The organism is Flavobacterium gelatinilyticum, from assembly GCF_027111295.1.
GTDB lineage: Bacteria > Bacteroidota > Bacteroidia > Flavobacteriales > Flavobacteriaceae > Flavobacterium > Flavobacterium gelatinilyticum.
In genome coordinates this window covers 3,249,598-3,267,278 of sequence record NZ_CP114287.1, presented here as the reverse complement: position 1 = coordinate 3,267,278, position 17,681 = coordinate 3,249,598, and the positions used below count along the sequence as shown (strand labels likewise).

At 33.5% G+C, this 17,681-nt stretch carries 12 protein-coding genes; 4 read left to right on the top strand and 8 right to left on the bottom strand.

The features are described 5' to 3' along the window. Positions 1 to 115: 115 nt before the first annotated feature. Positions 116 to 1,465, top strand: coding sequence for a serine hydrolase domain-containing protein (locus OZP11_RS13830; RefSeq protein WP_281231143.1), 1,350 nt, complete (start codon positions 116 to 118; stop codon positions 1,463 to 1,465). Positions 1,466 to 1,646: 181 nt separating this feature from the next. Here OZP11_RS13830 and sufD read toward each other — a convergent pair whose 3' ends face one another. From sufD to OZP11_RS13800, 6 genes are all read right to left on the bottom strand, one after another. Continuing rightward, positions 1,647 to 2,963, bottom strand: a complete 1,317-nt coding sequence (gene sufD, locus OZP11_RS13825) for a Fe-S cluster assembly protein SufD (RefSeq protein ID WP_281231142.1) — start codon at positions 2,961 to 2,963, stop codon at positions 1,647 to 1,649. A gap of 100 nt (positions 2,964 to 3,063) precedes the next feature. Continuing rightward, positions 3,064 to 3,459 carry a four helix bundle protein gene (locus tag OZP11_RS13820; protein WP_281231141.1) on the bottom strand — a complete coding sequence of 132 codons (396 nt, stop codon included), beginning with the start codon at positions 3,457 to 3,459 and terminating at the stop codon, positions 3,064 to 3,066. An 81-nt stretch (positions 3,460 to 3,540) separates the two neighbouring features. Then, entirely contained in the window at positions 3,541 to 4,287 is a 747-nt protein-coding gene (sufC, locus tag OZP11_RS13815; protein WP_008466070.1) for a Fe-S cluster assembly ATPase SufC, read from the bottom strand. An 11-nt stretch (positions 4,288 to 4,298) separates the two neighbouring features. Next, positions 4,299 to 4,787, bottom strand: coding sequence for a flavodoxin family protein (locus OZP11_RS13810; protein ID WP_281231140.1), 489 nt, complete (start codon positions 4,785 to 4,787; stop codon positions 4,299 to 4,301). Between the two features lie 7 nt (positions 4,788 to 4,794). Next, on the bottom strand, positions 4,795 to 6,243 hold the full coding sequence (sufB, locus tag OZP11_RS13805; protein WP_223706870.1) for a Fe-S cluster assembly protein SufB: 1,449 nt from the start codon (positions 6,241 to 6,243) through the stop codon (positions 4,795 to 4,797). Between the two features lie 89 nt (positions 6,244 to 6,332). Next, the gene (locus OZP11_RS13800; protein ID WP_068841559.1) at positions 6,333 to 6,662 is read right to left on the bottom strand and encodes a HesB/IscA family protein; all 330 of its coding nucleotides are present in this window, start codon (positions 6,660 to 6,662) and stop codon (positions 6,333 to 6,335) included. 372 nt (positions 6,663 to 7,034) lie between these two features. Here OZP11_RS13800 and OZP11_RS13795 point away from each other — a divergent pair, with 372 nt between their 5' ends. Then, positions 7,035 to 7,892, top strand: a complete 858-nt coding sequence (locus OZP11_RS13795; RefSeq protein WP_281231138.1) for an MBL fold metallo-hydrolase — start codon at positions 7,035 to 7,037, stop codon at positions 7,890 to 7,892. 77 nt (positions 7,893 to 7,969) lie between these two features. Here the strand turns inward: OZP11_RS13795 and OZP11_RS13790 are convergent, their stop codons facing one another. Both OZP11_RS13790 and OZP11_RS13785 read right to left on the bottom strand, forming a co-directional pair. Beyond that, the gene (locus OZP11_RS13790; protein ID WP_281231137.1) at positions 7,970 to 11,722 is read right to left on the bottom strand and encodes a T9SS type A sorting domain-containing protein; all 3,753 of its coding nucleotides are present in this window, start codon (positions 11,720 to 11,722) and stop codon (positions 7,970 to 7,972) included. A 182-nt stretch (positions 11,723 to 11,904) separates the two neighbouring features. Next, complete coding sequence (locus OZP11_RS13785; protein WP_281231136.1) at positions 11,905 to 13,605, bottom strand: T9SS type A sorting domain-containing protein; 1,701 nt, start codon at positions 13,603 to 13,605, stop codon at positions 11,905 to 11,907. A gap of 491 nt (positions 13,606 to 14,096) precedes the next feature. On the opposite strand from OZP11_RS13785, the gene OZP11_RS13780 reads away from it, so the two are divergent. Then, positions 14,097 to 15,731 carry a S8 family peptidase gene (locus OZP11_RS13780; protein ID WP_281231135.1) on the top strand — a complete coding sequence of 545 codons (1,635 nt, stop codon included), beginning with the start codon at positions 14,097 to 14,099 and terminating at the stop codon, positions 15,729 to 15,731. A gap of 63 nt (positions 15,732 to 15,794) precedes the next feature. After that, the gene (locus OZP11_RS13775; protein WP_281231134.1) at positions 15,795 to 17,672 is read left to right on the top strand and encodes a M1 family metallopeptidase; all 1,878 of its coding nucleotides are present in this window, start codon (positions 15,795 to 15,797) and stop codon (positions 17,670 to 17,672) included. The last annotated feature ends 9 nt before the right edge of the window (positions 17,673 to 17,681 follow it).

Sequence of the window (17,681 nt, the reverse complement as noted above, 5' to 3'; positions counted from 1 at the left end):
CTGATTTTGTAAAAATCGATTCGGTTTTCTGAATTATCCGAATCAGAATTATATTTTGAGTTCTAAATTCGTGACCATAAATTATTTATATTGCAGTAAAATAACTTAAATCATCATGAAAAAATTTCTCAAAGTACTTTTGCTTGTAGTGGTTCTTGCTTTTTTATATTTCGGATTTACAACTTATCCGAAGTTGGATTTGATTTCTGGTTTCTCGGCCAAAAGTGTCGCTTCTGGACATTTTATAGATAATCGTCCGCTTGATTTAATTCAAAAAACAGACAATGATATCGATATGATTGATTTGGCTGAAAATTCAATTGATGATTCGGGAAAGTTTGCAATTTCTTCGGTTTATGGATTGAAAAAAAGAAAAGCCATTTACCGCGAAGGATTAGGAGCAACTTTGATTAATGATGATTTTGATGTTTCAAAACCCTATCTTCTTCCGAAAAGAACCAAATTAGAAAATAATCTACCTTTTCCATACGGAAATAATGAACCAAAAGATTCGGCATTTTCGAATGTTGATTATTCAAAATTGAAAAAAGCAGTAGAAAATGCTTTTGATAAAACCGGAGGAAGAATTAAAAGAACTCGCGCCGTTGTAGTTTTGTATAAAGATCATTTAGTAGCTGAAAAATACGATACAGGATTCAATAAAGACAGTAAAATTCTGGGTTGGTCGATGACAAAAAGTATCACAAGTTCGGCTTTTGGCGTTTTGGCAAAACAAGGAAAAATTGACATTTACAAACCTGCTCCGGTTGCAGAATGGAAAAATGACGAACGTAAAAATATTACGCTAAACGATTTGCTTCATATGAATTCCGGTTTAGAATGGGAAGAGAATTACAGCACGATCTGCGATGCTACAAAAATGCTTTTTCAGGCCGAAGATATGGGGAAAGTACAATTGGATAAACCAGCACAATTCAAACCGAATACACATTGGAATTATTCTTCCGGAACAACCAATTTATTGTCGCTGATTTTAAGAAGACAATTTAAAACACAACAAGAATATCTTGATTTTTGGTACAGCGCCATAATCGACAAAATCGGAATGAACTCGATGATTGTAGAACAAGATATGAGCGGAACTTTCGTTGGCTCATCTTACGGATGGGCAACACCGCGCGACTGGTCAAAATTCGGATTATTATATCTTCATAAAGGAAACTGGAACGGCGAACAAATCCTTGACGAAAGTTGGGTAAAATACACGGCAACGCCAACCAATACTTCTGAAGGGAAATATGGCGCACAATTTTGGTTAAACGCAGGCGGAAAATTCCCGGATGTTCCTCGTGATATGTTTTATTGTAGTGGTTACCAAGGTCAGATGGTAGCGATTATTCCATCAAAAGATATGGTGATTGTGAGAATGGGAGTAAGAGAAGAGGAACCTGGATTTGATTTTAATGGATTTTTGAAAGAGGTTATTGCTTCTGTTAATAAGTAATTTAGATTTCAGCTCCTGCAAGGTTTTCAAAACCTTGTAGGTGTCAAATAGAAAATAAAATACCTACGAGGTTTTGAAAACCTCGCAGGAGGAATTAAGTAAAAACGCAAAGTTCGCAAAGCTTAAATAAAAACTTTGCGAACCTTGCGTAAACCTTTGCGCTCTTTGCGGTTAAGAAAAATTACAAATCAAATCCTAAATTAACGCCTAATTTCATGGCAATGATTTTAGTAATTCTTTGTTTTAATTCTGGTATTTTAATACTTTCGATAACGGCATTTGAGAATGCGTACATCAATAAAGCTTTAGCTTCTTTTTTCGGGATTCCACGAGATTGCATGTAGAACATTGCTGTTTCATCAAGCTGTCCAACCGTACATCCGTGAGAACATTTTACGTCATCAGCAAAAATTTCCAATTGTGGTTTTGCGTTGATTGTAGCTTTGTCACTCAATAAAATGTTGTTGCTTTTTTGGAAAGCATTTGTTTTCTGGGCTTCTTTCTCAACCAGAACTTTTCCGTTGAAAACGCCTGTCGAACGATCAGAGAAAATTCCTTTATAATCTTGGAAACTTTCGCAGTTTGGTTGCGCATGGTTTACCAAAGTATAATGATCAACGTGTTGTTTGTCATTCAAGATAGAAATTCCGTTCAACGTACTTGTCAATCTTTCTCCGAAATGGTAAAAGTTTAAGTTGTTACGAGTTAAATTTCCTCCAAATGAGAAAGTATGAACAGAAGCGTGGCTTTCTTGTTGTTGAGAAACGTAAGTATTGTCAACTAAATTCGCTTCGCTGTTGTCGTTTTGAATTTTGTAATAATCAACAATGGCACGTTTTTGAGCGAAAATCTCTGTAACAGAATTTGTTAAAACCGGATTTTCATTCAAACTTTGGTGACGCTCGATAATTTGAACATGTGAATTTTCGCCCACAATAATCAAATTTCTCGGCTGAACCATTAAAGCAGATTCTGAACCGGTTGAAAAAAACATTACCTCAATTGGTTTATCAGCTACTTTTTTCTTTGGAATATTGATAAAAGCACCTTCCATTGCAAAAGCAGTATTCAATGAAGTCAAGCTGTCATCTTTACTTGCAATTTGATTAAAGTATGTATCAATAATCATTTTATATTTTGGTTTGGTCAATGCCGATGACATCAAACAAACATCGATTCCGTCGTGCGTTGTAGAAGACAAATGCGAACTGAAAACACCATCAATAAAAACTAATTTATAAGTGTCTATTTCGTGTAAAAAGTATTTTTTTACCTGATTGAATTCGATTGCATTTTCCTGTTTTGGAAAAACCGTAAAATCATTTTTTAAGATGGCATTTAGCGATGTGTATTTCCAAGCTTCTTCCTTTTTGGTTGGGAAACCTTTATTTTCGAAGTTTTTTATAGCATTTGTACGGATGTCATGCAAATCTGAATGCACATCAACACGCTCTTCAAAAGCCATAAAAGACGATACTAATTTTTCTTTTAAATCCATTTCTGTTGTTTGTTTCCTTCGGAGTTTCAGGTTTCAAGTTTCACGTTTGCTTGTTGGAACTTGATTTCCTTTGGATCCTTTTTTGTTTCAGGTTAATGTTTCAGGTTTTTTGAAACTTATTTCCTTTGAAATCTTTTTTATTTAGATAAGTGATAAAGTTTTTTATTTTACCACTTAAATTTTCATAATCCTTTTTTAAAGCTTCGAATTTTTCTTCTGAAATATATTCAAAATCAAAAACTCGATATAATTGAGATCTTGTTTCTCCGGCTGAACCTTTTGCAATTGATAAAAATTGTCGAAATTCTAAATTTCCATCTCTTTCAAAACCTTCTGCAATGTTATCCATCACTGAACCCGAAGAACTTTTTATTTGATTTTTAAATCTGAGATCGGATCTTAACTCTGTTTCAACCGAAATAAAATGTATTTCTTTTGCTAATCGTCTTGCCTCTTTCCAGATTTCTAAATCTTCAAACCTCGTAATTGTTGCCATTTCAAATTTTATGTAAGTTAAAAATTACAAATATAGTTTGTAACTTGAAACTAAAAAAAACATGAAACCTGAAACAAAAATTTAGTTCTCTGCTTTAATCCAGTCGTATCCTTTTTCTTCTAATTCGTAAGCCAATTCTTTTCCGCCAGATTTTACGATTCTTCCGTTGTAAAGAACGTGAACGAAGTCCGGAACGATATAATCTAACAAACGTTGGTAGTGTGTGATAACAATGATTGCGTTTTTGTCGCTTTTCAATTTGTTTACACCATTTGCTACAATTCTTAATGCGTCGATATCAAGACCAGAATCGGTTTCGTCAAGGATGGCCAATTTTGGCTCTAACATTGCCATTTGAAAAATCTCGTTTCTTTTTTTCTCTCCTCCAGAAAAACCTTCATTTAAAGAACGAGATAAAAATTTACGGTCGATTTCTAATAATTCAGATTTCTCACGAATCACCTTTAGCATTTCGTTTGCAGGCATTTCTTCCTGTCCGTTTGCTTTACGAGTTTCGTTGATAGCCGTTTTCATAAAGTTAGTTACGCTAACTCCAGGAATTTCTACCGGATATTGAAAAGAAAGGAAAACACCTTTATGTGCTCTTTCTTCAGGAGCAAGATCAGCAAGATCTTCTCCGTCAAGAATTACCTCTCCGTCTGTAACTTCGTAGTTTTCGTTTCCTGCAATAACAGCAGAAAGTGTACTTTTTCCAGAACCGTTTGGTCCCATTATCGCGTGAACTTCTCCAGCTTTAACTTCTATATTAATTCCCTTAAGGATTTCTTTATCACCAATCGCGGCGTGAAGGTTTTTTATTGATAACATTGTTTTTTATTTTATATAAATGTCAATTCTATTTTTGTTGTTTGGTTTAGGATATTTGCATTGTAATGTGCGTGTCCTAAATATTCCATGCCTAAATAATCGGCTGTTTTTTGAAACGGAATGTAAAAACTCTCTTCGATTTCATTGTCGTGTGAATTTGTAATCACTCCAATTTTCTTTCCTCTTAGTTTTCGTCCGGTTTCTTTTTCAATTCGGATTAAATCTGAAATCCTGTCAAAAAAGACCTTCATAATTCCGCTCATATTATACCAATAAATGGGCGTTGCAAAAATTAAAGTGTCGTACTTTTCGATAATTCCTCTTATTAGAGGCAAAAAATCATCGCCTATATTTTTGCTTTCGTAATCATAATAGGATATAGTATAATCACTTAAATTAATTACATCTATGTCGTGTTCTTTCGAAATTTCATCCACAATTTTTGTTGTGTTTCCGTTTTTTCTGGAAGAACCTAAAATGATGACTTTTTTATTTTCCATCTTCAAATTATCCTACAGAACCTTCTAAAGAAATCTCTAATAATTTTTGAGCTTCAACAGCAAATTCCATCGGAAGTTTGTTCAATACATCTTTACTGAAACCGTTTACAATTAAGGCAATCGCTTTTTCTGTCGGAATACCTCTTTGGTTGCAATAGAAAACCTGATCTTCTCCAATTTTACTTGTAGTTGCTTCGTGCTCGATTTTTGCAGATGGATTCTTACTTTCGATATAAGGGAAAGTATGCGCACCACAATTGTTACCCATCAAAAGAGAATCACATTGAGAAAAGTTTCTTGCATTCTCAGCTCTTGGCGAAATTTGCACTAAACCACGGTAGCTATTTTGTGATTTTCCAGCCGAAATACCTTTAGAAATAATAGTCGATTTAGTGTTTTTTCCTAAATGAATCATTTTTGTTCCAGTATCCGCTTGTTGGAAATTATTTGTAACAGCAATAGAATAAAATTCTCCTACTGAATTGTCACCTTTTAATACACAAGAAGGATATTTCCAAGTTACAGCGGAACCTGTTTCAACCTGTGTCCATGAAATTTTAGCGTTGGTTTCGCATAAACCTCTTTTGGTTACGAAGTTGTAAACCCCGCCTTTTCCTTCTTTATTTCCTGGGAACCAGTTTTGAACTGTAGAATATTTAATTTCAGCATCATCCAAAGCGATTAATTCAACCACAGCAGCGTGTAGTTGGTTTTCGTCACGGCTTGGTGCTGTACATCCTTCAAGGTAAGAAACGTAGCTTCCTTCATCAGCAATAACCAAAGTTCTTTCGAATTGCCCAGTTCCCGCCTGGTTGATTCTGAAATAAGTTGAAAGTTCCATCGGACATTTTACGCCTTTTGGAATATAACAGAAACTTCCGTCAGAGAAAACAGCTGAGTTCAGCGCCGCATAGAAGTTATCTTTTTGTGGAACAACTGTACCTAAATATTTTTTTACTAATTCTGGATGTTCTTTAATTGCCTCAGAAATCGGACAGAAAATAATTCCTTTTTCTGCCAAAGTTTTCTTGAAAGTTGTAGCAACAGAAACAGAATCGACAACGATATCCATTGCGATATTGTTCATTTTTTTCTGTTCGTCTACAGAGATTCCTAACTTTTTGTACATCTCTAATAATTCCGGATCAACATCATCCAAAGTTTTATTAGGATCTACTGCTTTTGGAGCTGAATAATAAGAAATTGCCTGAAAGTCTGGTTTTTCGTAATTTACGTTTGCCCATTCTGGCTCGATCATTTCTTTCCATGCACGGAAAGCCTCGATACGCCATTCGGTCATCCATTCAGGTTCTTCTTTTTTAAGCGAAATAGCTCTTACAATCTCTTCGTTTAAGCCAATAGGGAAAGTTTCAGATTCTATATTGGTATAAAATCCGTACTCATATTCTTTAGTTTCCAGTTCGATTTTTAAATCGTCTTCGGTGTATTTGCTCATTATATTTTTAATGTTGTCTTAAAGTTGTAAAGTCCAAAGTTGTAAAGTCACTAAGCAGTCTTTTAGACTTTATGACTTTCGGCTTTTGACTATAAAGAAAATGATTCTCCACATCCGCAAGTTCTGCTTGCGTTAGGATTATTGAAAACAAATCCTTTTCCGTTTAATCCGCCTGAGAATTCTAAAATTGTTCCGGCTAAATACAGGAATGATTTTTTTTCAACTGCAATTTGGATGTCGTTATCTACGAAGATTTTATCGTCATCTCCTTTGGTTTTGTCAAATTTTAAATCATAAGACAAACCAGAGCATCCACCGCTTTTTACGCCTACTCTCACGTAGTCGCTTGCGGCGTCAAAACCATCATCAGTCATTAGGTCGATGATTTTCTTTTTGGCTGTATCAGAAACTTTTATCATTTTTTTATGGTATTTATCTTTTTCAACATTCCTTTAATATTTATTAAAAAGTAATCAAATTATTATATTTTAAAGTGCTGTCTGTCAATGTTGAAATGAAATTGTCTGCAAAGATACGACTTAAAAACCTTTTTCCATAACGGTTCACATTATTATAACAAATGTTAAAATAGACAGAAGTTATTTTTGTTAAATAATACTCATTTTAACCGCTTTAATTTTACAATAAATTAGAGGTTTTAAGCTAAAAGTTTTTGTCTGATGCACTATTCTTAATTTTGTTTTTTCTTGTATAATTATAGTTTACACAGAAATTTTAGCAAAAGAGAAATGGTTTTTGCTAGCTTTGTTATTATTAGAAATTCAAATATCATGAAACTTTACCCTATAGAATCCGGGAATTTTAAATTAGACGGCGGCGCTATGTTTGGTGTGGTGCCAAAAACAATCTGGAACAAAACAAATCCGGCGGATGCTGACAATTTAATTGATCTTGCAGCGCGCTGTCTGCTTATTGAAGATGGAAATCGTCTTATTTTAATTGATACCGGAATGGGCGATAAACAGTCGGATAAGTTTTTTGGATATTATTCGCTTTGGGGATCGCATTCTATAGATAAGTCACTGGCAAAATATGGTTTTAATCGTGATGATATTACAGATGTTTTTATGACGCATCTTCATTTTGATCATTGCGGTGGCAGTATTCAGTGGAATTCTGATAAAACATTTTATGAACCGGCTTTTAAAAATGCAAAATTCTGGACCAACGAAAATCACTGGGAATGGGCAGTAAAACCAAACCCACGTGAAAAAGCTTCGTTTTTGACCGAAAATATTATTCCGATGCAGGAAAGCGGACAGCTGAATTTTATCGAAAGAACTGAAGGTGATTTTGGTTTTTCAAAAGAATTAGGTTTCGGAATTTTCTATGCCGACGGGCATACTGAAAAACAAATGATTCCGCATATTCAGTATAAAGATAAAACGATAGTTTTCTGTGCGGATATATTGCCTACAGTCGGGCATATTCCGCTTCCGTATGTAATGGGATATGATACAAGGCCGCTTTTAACCCTTGATGAAAAAGCGAAGTTTTTAAATACAGCGGCAGATAATAACTATTATTTATTTCTGGAACACGATGCCCACAATCAAATTATAACGGTTGAGCATACCGAAAAAGGTGTGAGGCTGAAAGATGTTTTTAGCTGCGAAGATATTTTTTAAAAAGAAAAGTTAGGACATAAAAAATCCCATTTTCATGAAGTTGAAAATGGGATTTTTGAATTTATATAATGATTGGATTATTCTACAATTACTTTTTTAGCTGTAGCAGCATCCTGATTAATCAGATAGACAAAATAAACACCTTTTGGTAATCCATTTAAACTAATGGTATTATCAGTATTTGATGAATTTAAAGTAAATGATTTAACAAGCTGTCCTAAAACATTGTAAACATCTGCTTTTTCTAAGTTTACATTTTGAATACTTAATTCTCCTTTTGTTGGGTTTGGATAAATCGCAGCGTGTGCAAAAACAGAATCTTCAAGGCCTAAAGAAGCACAATTCGTAGAAAAAGATGCTCCAGGATCTTTTCTTTCTGCCCAATTTTTAGTCGAATAATCGGCATCATCTACCTGAATGCACTTTAACAGTGGGTTTTCTGTTAAGCTAAGATTAATCATATCAATTGAGATATATCTGTTTGATCCATTTTTTAAATTTAATGTCGAAAGATTATTTCTAGAACAATTGATTGTCCAAAGAGGATTTGCTGAAAGGTCCAGGTTTGTTAATTGATTTGATGCACAACGTAAATCCTTTAGTTTTTTATTTTTTGAAACATCAAGAGTAGTTAATTTATTAGACATACAAAATAGTTGCTTCAAGTTACTATTATTAGAAACATTAATGGATTCTAATTCATTATTGGAGATTTTTAAATTTTCTAAATTGATATTATTTGTGGTATTTATGTTTGTTATTTTATTGTCGTCAAGATCCACATCTACCAGCGCTGAGTTTTTAGAGAGATCTATCGTTGTTAATTGATTCGATTCGCAATTTAAACTATTCAATGCGATAAAATCCTGAATTCCTGTTAGATTAGAAATAGAGGCATTACTTAAATTTATGTTAGTTATAGAAGAAATTTTAACGGTATAAACTCTTCCGTCTGGAACGCCATAATCAATATTTAAAGCAATTAACTTCTTTTCAAAGTTAATATCTGGAATTAAAGTATAGGCTGTATTACAGGCGTTATTAAAATTTGCAGTTACATCTTTTTTATCCGACCAATTTTTATTTGAATAATTTTCATCATCTACGTTAATACAAGTAAGTAGGGGATTATTTGTAAAATTGGAATCAGTCAGATCAAAATTTGTATTATTTCCGTTTTTTAAATTCAAACTTATCAATTTGTTATTCTGGCAGTTAAGTTTAGATACGGCAGTGTTTTTAGAAATATCTATTGTTTCTAATAAATTATCATTGCAATAAAAAGCACTTAAAGAAAGGTTTTTTGTTATATCAAGGATTGTTAATTTATTATCTGCACAGTTTAAAGTTGTCAAAGCGGTATGGCGGGTAACATCAAGACTGGCAAAAGAATTTTTACTCAAATTTAAATATGTCAAAGCTCTATTTGTAGAAAGATCAAGGCGGGTTAATTCATTTGTGCTGCAATCTAAAAAAGTTAAGAATTCATTCTTAGACAGATTTAAAGTTTTTGCAGAATTCTTTGAGTAATATAAAGTAGTTAAAAGGATATTTTCTGAAAAATCTGGTGAGTTAATTTTATTTGAACCGCAATCCAAGTAAGTTAAAGATGTAAAATCTTCGATTCCTTTTAAACTCGAAATATTGCTAGAAGCAACATCTAAGGTTTCGACATTACAGATATTAGCAGTTAGTACTTTTCCATTCTTACCATCGGTATCAATTCCTAATGCTATTAATTTTTCTTCAAAAGAAGGATCAGGGATAAGAGTATAAGGAATATTTTCAGAACAAACTCCATTATAGTAAGAAGCTTTTGGATCTTTAGAAGTCTCCCAAAGAGAGTTATTGACAGTTTCCTTGTCGACGCTGATGCATTTTAAATTAGGATTGCTACCAAGGTTGTGGATCTTCATTATTACGTTGTTTCCACTTCTCAAATTCAGGTTAAATAGATTGTTTTTGCTACATCTAAGAGTAGTTAATAAATAATTTTCTGAAAGATCAAGACCAATTATTTTATTATATGAACAATCAAGATAATTGAGTTTAAAATTTTTAGAAACATCCAGATTTGATAATCGATTAAAAGAACAATCGAGATAAGTAAAATCACGATTATGAGGAATTTCTAAAGAGGTCAAATAATTGTTGCTGCAATTGAGTTCAATAAGCTTCAAATTATTTTTTAGGTTTAAAGTTTTTAGGTTTAAATTATCACAATATAGATAATTTAAATTAACATTGTTAGAAACATCCAGAAAACTTAATTGAGGATTATTTGAGCAACGTAATTCTGTTAAAGCAATATTTTTTGAAATATCTAACGAAGACAACTTATTACTATTACAAGATAAGGAAGTTAATGCAGTAAAATCCTCAATTCCTGTCAGATCTGAGATATTTCTGGAAAATACAGACAGAGTCTTTACGGTAGAAATGTTTGCTGTTAGTACTTTTCCATCAAGCTTGCCTGAATCTAGCCCTAGATCTATAATATGTTGTTCAAAATTTGGATCGGGGATAGCGGTGTACTGCCCATCACAAGCTAAAGCAAATGTAGACTCATATTCTCTGTTTCCCGCCCAATTTTTACTTGAATAGACCGGATCATCTACGGTGATACATTTCAAATCTTTATTCCCATAAAAGCTTAAATGATGAATAAAATTCCAGTAAAAAGCCTTATTGTTTCCATTTTTTATATTTACACTGGTTAGAGAGTTGTCTTGACAATATAAAGATGTCAAAGCTATATTTTTTGAAGCATCCAGACTTGTTAGTAAATTTCCCGAACAATCTAAAGTGACTAAAGCAATGTGTTTTGTAATATCAAGACTTGTTAGTAGGTTTTTTTCACACTTTAAAGTGATTAACGCAGTGTTTTTTGAAATATCAAGACTTGTTAATTTATTAGATCCACATTGTAAATTGTTTAAGCCTAATTTTTCAGAAATATCAAGATTGGTTAGGCTATTATTGTTACAAATAATAGTAGTTAAAGCGGGATTTTTAGAAATATCCAAACTTGTCAATAAGTTGTTCTGGCAATTTAAAATAACTAAAGCGGTATTTGTAGTTAGATTTAAAGTCGTCAATTGTTGACCTTGACAAATTAGTAATGTTAATGCCCTGAAATCTTGAATTCCAGTCAAATCCTTAATAAGACCTACGCCATTACCATTTCCAGTTATATTCAAAGAAGTTAGTGTAGAAATACTAGATGTCAAAACTTTTCCGTCTGTTGTACCTGAGTCGATACCAAGAGCTATCAAGTTTTTTTCAAAACTCAAATCTGGAATAAGGGTATATTGCTCTGTTCCTTTAGCATAAACCTGTAAATGATCGATATTTGCGTTAAATCCGATGTTATCAAGAGTATTTAAAGAAATGCTTAAATCATAAGATAAATTTTGATCTGGTATAAAAGTAGTTTCAACTGTTGTCCAGTTATTATCTTTAGCAAAAATACTATTAGAAAGTGTTGTAGAACTTCCGTTTTTACTAATGTTTAAGACAATTGGATGAGAACTGTTATAATTGCTGCTTAAATATTTGTATTTGAATTTAACAACATAAGTAATTCCAGCTTTTAAAGGAACTTGTGTTGTGATTTTTGGAATCGAAGCACTGTTTGTAAAAGATAATTTTACGCTATTAAATCCTTCCCAATACTCTGTGTTGTTTTGTGTAACATTGTTTTGAGTTGTCCAATCAGACAATACTGTGGAGCTTGTCCACTTTTCAAATTCCCCATTTGGTACTAAATTGGTCTGTGCATAAATCGAAAAATTAGCTAATAAAAGCAATAAGAGTAGTTGTGTTTTCATAGAAAAGGTTTGGAATTAGACCGGGCAAGTATAAAGAATTTAAAAGGATATTCCTTACGGGAAACCGTAAAGCATGAATTTATTTAGCTAGAAAAAAGTATGATATAAATTGAGCTTTAATAAATAAAAAAATCCCATTTTCATTTCATTGAAAATCGGATTTTTAATTTAAATAAATGGGATTATTCTATAACTACTTTTTTCGCCGAAGCTGCATCTCCGTTAATTAAGTAAATGTAGTAAACTCCTTTAGGCAAACCAGATAAATTAATTGTATTGTCTGTATTTGTAGAATTTAAAGTAAATGATTTTATTAGTTGTCCTAAAACATTATAAACAGCAGCCTTCTCTAAGTTTACATTCTGAATATTTATAACATCTTTAACTGGATTTGGATATAATACAGCTTGGCTGAGAACAGATTCGTTCACACCTAAAGTACAACTTGCAGCATATACAGCGCCGGCGTCCTTTTTATCGGCCCAATTTTGATCTGAATAAGCCGCATCATCAACCAGAATACATTTAAGATCCGGATTGTTTACGAAATTAGAGAAGAAGAGATCGAAATTAACGTTGTTTCCATTCTTTAAATTTAAGTAAGTCAAACTGTTGTTTTCGCAGGCTACTTCTATAATCTTAGGGTTTGCAGAAACATCCAGGCTTGTGATTTTATTATTAAGGCAGTCCAGCATGTATAGTTCCGGATTGTTTGATACATCTAAACTTGTTAATTCGTTAAAATGACACATCAATTCTTCTAATAAAGTATTATTCGAAACATTTAAGCTGGTAATTTTATTGTAATGACAAGCCAAAGAGGTCAGGGCAGTATTTTTGGATATATTTAAACTCGTTATTTGATTATTGCCGCAATTTAAAGTCTTTAAAGAAAGATTTTTGTCAATATTTAAAGAAGTCAGCTGGTTAGAACTAACAGCCAAATCCTCCAGCAATGTATTTGCAGAAACGTCTAAACCAGATATTTGATTAACCATGCAGTTAAAATAGGTTAGCTTAGGGTTATGCGAAATGTCGATACTGGTTAAATTGTTTCTTTGGCAGTCAACACTTTCCAGGAGCGGATTATCACTCAAATTCAAACTGGACAATTTATTAGAACCAACATTCAAATAAGTTAGTTTTGGGTTTTTAGAAAGATCAATCGTAGTTAGATTATTTTTTCTTAAATACAAATTATCCAATGATACAAATGCTTGTATACCTGTTAAATCAGAGATGTTACTGTTTTCAAGATCTAATTGGGTTAAAGCAGCAACTTTAGATGTTAATACTTGTCCGTCCGGTGCACCTGAGTCAATTCCAAGAGCGATTAATTTGTTTTCAAAAGCGAGATCAGGAATTTGGGTATATTCTTCAGTAACAGCATCGGTATAAACCTGAACGTCATCAATTAAAATATCAAAAGTCTCACTGTCAAAACTAAATATAGAAATTGACAGATCATACGAAAGATCCATGTCCGGAGTAAAAGTTGTTTCTTTCGGGGTCCATGAATTGTTGGATGCAAAAGTACTGCGTGATGTACTTGTTGCACTTCCATCTTTAGAAATTATTAGCGAGATAGGATGCAGGCTGCTGTAATTACTGCTAAGATACTTGTACTTGTATTTTACAGTATAGGTAATCCCGGCTTTCATTGGCACCTGGGCAATAATCTTTGCAGATACTGTTGTAAAAGATAATTTGGCACTGTACTGTCCGGATGCAGCATCTGAGCTTAAAGTAACAGTATTCGAAACGTTCCAGTTGTCAGGCGTACCGCCGGTCCAGTTTTCAAATCCCCCGTTTGGGACTAGATTAGTTTGTGCATAAATAGAAAAATTTGCTAATAAAAGCAGTAAAAGTAGTTTTGTTTTCATAGGCGTATTTAAATTTATAATAGAGTGTACAAGTGAATAAACTTTATCGGAAATATTTTGGCATAACAAAGCAAAGCAAGTCTTTAAAATAAATACCTGTGCAGTGAGTAAAATATAGAAAAAGCTAGAGTGATAATGGTACCAATAGGCAGCAATTGGACACTGTTAAGGACAACAGTAAAAGTAGTTTTAGTTTCATAGGCTGGTTTACAAATTTGGTTTAGGCATAACAATGATACAATTTTCAATTCTATTTTTTTGCAAAAACGCGTATTAAAAAACTTATATATTTTTCTTTTGTAAGTTTTACAGAAAATCATACTTTTTCTTCATTAAAAAAGAAGATTTTGACTAATAAAATTATATGTAAATCTCTTGTTTTTAATGAAATTTTAATCTTAATTTCATAACACATTGTTAACAGTTAGCTTTTTGTAACAAAAAAGCATAATTTAGACCCATCTTTTAACTTATACTTATAATATAGATACATGAGTCCTATAAAACCTCTTAAATTATCTGCTTTTGCATTACTTGTTTTAGCAGGCTGCAGTGCAACTGTACAGGCACAAGTTTCAACAGCTAAAAACTTTATTACAGCGCCGGCAGCAGTGGTAAAAAAAGCGCCTCTAAGCGAAAACGAATTAAAAAGATGGAGTCATCTTGACTTAATAAAAGACTCAATTCCGGGAATGAGCGTTGATAAAGCATATGCCGAATTACTTCAGGGAAAAACTGGCCAGAAAGTTATTGTAGGAATTGTAGATTCTGGTGTTGATATCGAACACGAAGATCTAAAAGGAATGATCTGGACTAATCCTAAAGAAATTCCTGGAAACGGAATTGACGATGATAAAAACGGATATATTGATGATGTGAACGGATGGAATTTCCTTGGAGATGCTGTTCGCGAAAATCTTGAAATGACCCGTATTGTTAAAAAAGGTGATGACGGTTCTGCACAATATAAGGCTGCACTAGAGCAATATAATGAGAAATACGAAAAAGCATTAAAAGATAAACAACAAGTCGATTTTTTACTTGATGTACACGCTACTATTAAAAAACAGTTGAATAAAACAACTTATAAATTAGAAGATTTAAGTACAATTACATCAACAGATTCAAAAGTCTTGCAGAGTAAAAATATCATGACGCAGATATTTGGAAATGCAGGTCCAACATTTGACCCTGAAGCTGATTTTGAAGAATACAGAGAACAGGTTTATGACCAATTGAATTACAACTTAAACAAAGAATTTGACGGAAGAAAAATCGTAGGAGATAATCCTAATGATATTAAAAATACCAATTACGGAAATAACGTAGTATTTGGTCCGGATAAAGAAAAAGCACTTCACGGAACTCACGTTGCCGGAATTATTGCACAGGTTCGTGGTAATAATCTAGGTGGAGACGGTGTAGCAAACAATGTTGAGATTCTTACTGTAAGAGCCGTTCCGGATGGAGATGAATATGACAAAGATATTGCACTTGCTATTCGCTACGCAGTTGATAATGGAGCAAAAGTAATCAACGGAAGTTTTGGAAAAAGCTTCTCTCCTCAAAAAGAGTGGGTTTATGATGCCATTAAATATGCCGCTAAAAAAGACGTTTTAATCGTTCACGCAGCAGGTAACGACGGTTACAACATCGATGAAACTAAAAACATCAACTATCCAAACGATTCAAAAGATAACGTAAAAGAATTTGCTGATAATGTAATCACAATTGGTGCTATCAATAAAGAGTACGGAGAAACAGTGGTAGCAGGATTTTCAAACTTTGGAAAAATTAACGTAGACGTTTTTGCTCCTGGAGAAGAAATCTATGCAACAGTTCCAAACAATAAATACAAATATTTACAGGGAACTTCAATGGCATCTCCAAATGCGGCAGGTGTTGCAGTATTGATCCGTTCGTACTATCCAAAATTAAAAGCCGCCCAGGTTAAAAAGATTTTAATGGACTCTGGAGTGGCACTTCCTGCAAAGGTTGTTTTGGGTGAAAACCCAAATCCGGATGAAAAACCTGTGGCAGTTTCTTCTGCTGAATCATCAAAAACAGCGAAGATGGTAAACGCTTACAATGCTTTATTAATGGCAGAAAAGATGTCTAAAAAATAAACATAAATACACTATTAATCTAATGGAAGGGTTCGCGCCCTTCCATTTCTATTACATATAAACATGCGAAAAATTATTTTACTTTCTTTCCTAAGCTTTGGTTTAAACTCAGCTTTTGCACAAAACGCCCCGTATTGGCAGCAGCACGCCGATTATAAAATGGAGGTTTCGATGGATGTAAAAAACTATCAGTATAAAGGAAAACAAGAACTGGTTTATACTAATAATTCTCCTGACACTTTGAGAAAAGTTTTCTATCATTTGTTTCCAAATGCTTTTCAGCCGGGAAGCGAGATGGATGCACGTCTTCACTTTATTAAAGATCCGGACGCAAGAATGGTTAGTAAAGTAAAAACTCCAGATGGAAAAGAAGTAAAACAAAGCCGCATTGAATCTTTGAAACCAAACGAGATTGGATTCTTAAAGATTACGAATTTCAAGCAAGATGGTGCCGCAGCCCAAACAAGAGTTTCGGGAACGATCTTAGAAGTTACTTTGGCAAAACCAATACTGCCAAATTCAAAAACGACTTTTACATTAGATTTTGACGGTCAGGTTCCGGTACAGGTTCGCCGTTCAGGAAGAAACAACAGCGAAGGCGTAGAACTTTCGATGTCGCAATGGTACCCAAAATTAGCCGAATTTGATTTCGAAGGATGGCACGCAGATCCGTATATAGCAAGAGAATTTCACGGTGTATGGGGAAATTTTGATGTAAAAATTACAATCGATAAAGACTATACCATTGGAGGTTCAGGATATCTTCAGGATAAAAATTCAATTGGCCACGGCTATCAGGATGAAGGTGTAACAGTTACGTATCCTAAAAAAGCAAAAACACTTACATGGCACTTTATCGCACCAAATGTTCACGATTTTACATGGGCTGCAGACAAAGAGTACACGCATGATATTGTAAAAGGACCAAACGATGTCGATTTGCATTTCTTTTACAAAAACAATCCAAAAACGACTGCCAACTGGAAACAGTTAGAACCGTTAATGGTAAAAGTAATGGATTACTATAACCACAGAGTTGGGCAGTATCCGTACAAACAATATTCATTTATTCAGGGAGGCGACGGCGGTATGGAGTATGCAATGTGTACTTTAATGCTGGGTAACGGAACTCTTGAAGGAATTTTAGGAACGGCAACCCACGAATTAGGACACTCATGGTTTCAGCATATTCTGGCTTCAAACGAATCGAAACATCCTTGGATGGACGAAGGTTTTACAACCTACATCGAAGACAGTGCTTTAAATGAGTTAAAAGAAAAAAAAGAAGCAAATCCTTTTGCAGGAAATTACAAAGCGTATTACAGCTTAGTAAATTCAGGTAAAGAACAACCGCAGACTACACACGGCGATCGTTACGATGAAAACCGTCCGTACAGTATTTCGTCTTATATTAAAGGAAGTATTTTCCTTTCGCAGTTAGAATATGTAATTGGAAAAGAAAATGTTGATGCTGCTTTGAAAAGATATTATAATGATTTCAAATTCAAACATCCAACTCCAAACGACATTAAAAGAACAGCAGAAAGAGTTTCTGGTGCAGAATTAGATTGGTACTTAACTGATTGGACACAAACAACAAATACGATCGATTACGGAATCAAAGATGTTGCAGATAATGCAGGAAAAACAACAGTTACTTTAGAAAGAATTGGAAGAATGCCAATGCCAATCGATTTAAAAGTAGATTATACTGATGGAACTTCAGAAACATTCTACATTCCGTTACGAATGATGAATTTCATTAAACCAAACCCAAACGCAAACGAAAAGAGAACAGTTCTTGAAGATTGGGCCTGGGCACAGCAAAACTATAGTTTTACAATTGACAAGAACAAAACGTCAATCAAAAAAATCACTATAGATCCAAGCGGATTAATGGCTGATGTAAAGCAAACAAACAATGTTTTTGAAGTGAAGTAAAAAAAGATA

Excerpts from the sequence above, each read along its gene's own strand:
- OZP11_RS13775 (WP_281231134.1), top strand. The coding sequence starts at position 15,795 with ATGCGAAAAATTATTTTACTTTCTTTCCTAAGCTTTGGTTTAAACTCA.
- OZP11_RS13810 (WP_281231140.1), bottom strand. The coding sequence starts at position 4,787 with ATGGAAAATAAAAAAGTCATCATTTTAGGTTCTTCCAGAAAAAACGGA.
- OZP11_RS13785 (WP_281231136.1), bottom strand. The coding sequence starts at position 13,605 with ATGAAAACAAAACTACTTTTACTGCTTTTATTAGCAAATTTTTCTATT.
- OZP11_RS13830 (WP_281231143.1), top strand. The coding sequence starts at position 116 with ATGAAAAAATTTCTCAAAGTACTTTTGCTTGTAGTGGTTCTTGCTTTT.
- OZP11_RS13820 (WP_281231141.1), bottom strand. The coding sequence starts at position 3,459 with ATGGCAACAATTACGAGGTTTGAAGATTTAGAAATCTGGAAAGAGGCA.
- OZP11_RS13795 (WP_281231138.1), top strand. The coding sequence starts at position 7,035 with ATGAAACTTTACCCTATAGAATCCGGGAATTTTAAATTAGACGGCGGC.
- sufB (WP_223706870.1), bottom strand. The coding sequence starts at position 6,243 with ATGAGCAAATACACCGAAGACGATTTAAAAATCGAACTGGAAACTAAA.
- OZP11_RS13790 (WP_281231137.1), bottom strand. The coding sequence starts at position 11,722 with ATGAAAACACAACTACTCTTATTGCTTTTATTAGCTAATTTTTCGATT.
- sufC (WP_008466070.1), bottom strand. The coding sequence starts at position 4,287 with ATGTTATCAATAAAAAACCTTCACGCCGCGATTGGTGATAAAGAAATC.
- OZP11_RS13780 (WP_281231135.1), top strand. The coding sequence starts at position 14,097 with ATGAGTCCTATAAAACCTCTTAAATTATCTGCTTTTGCATTACTTGTT.
- sufD (WP_281231142.1), bottom strand. The coding sequence starts at position 2,963 with ATGGATTTAAAAGAAAAATTAGTATCGTCTTTTATGGCTTTTGAAGAG.
- OZP11_RS13800 (WP_068841559.1), bottom strand. The coding sequence starts at position 6,662 with ATGATAAAAGTTTCTGATACAGCCAAAAAGAAAATCATCGACCTAATG.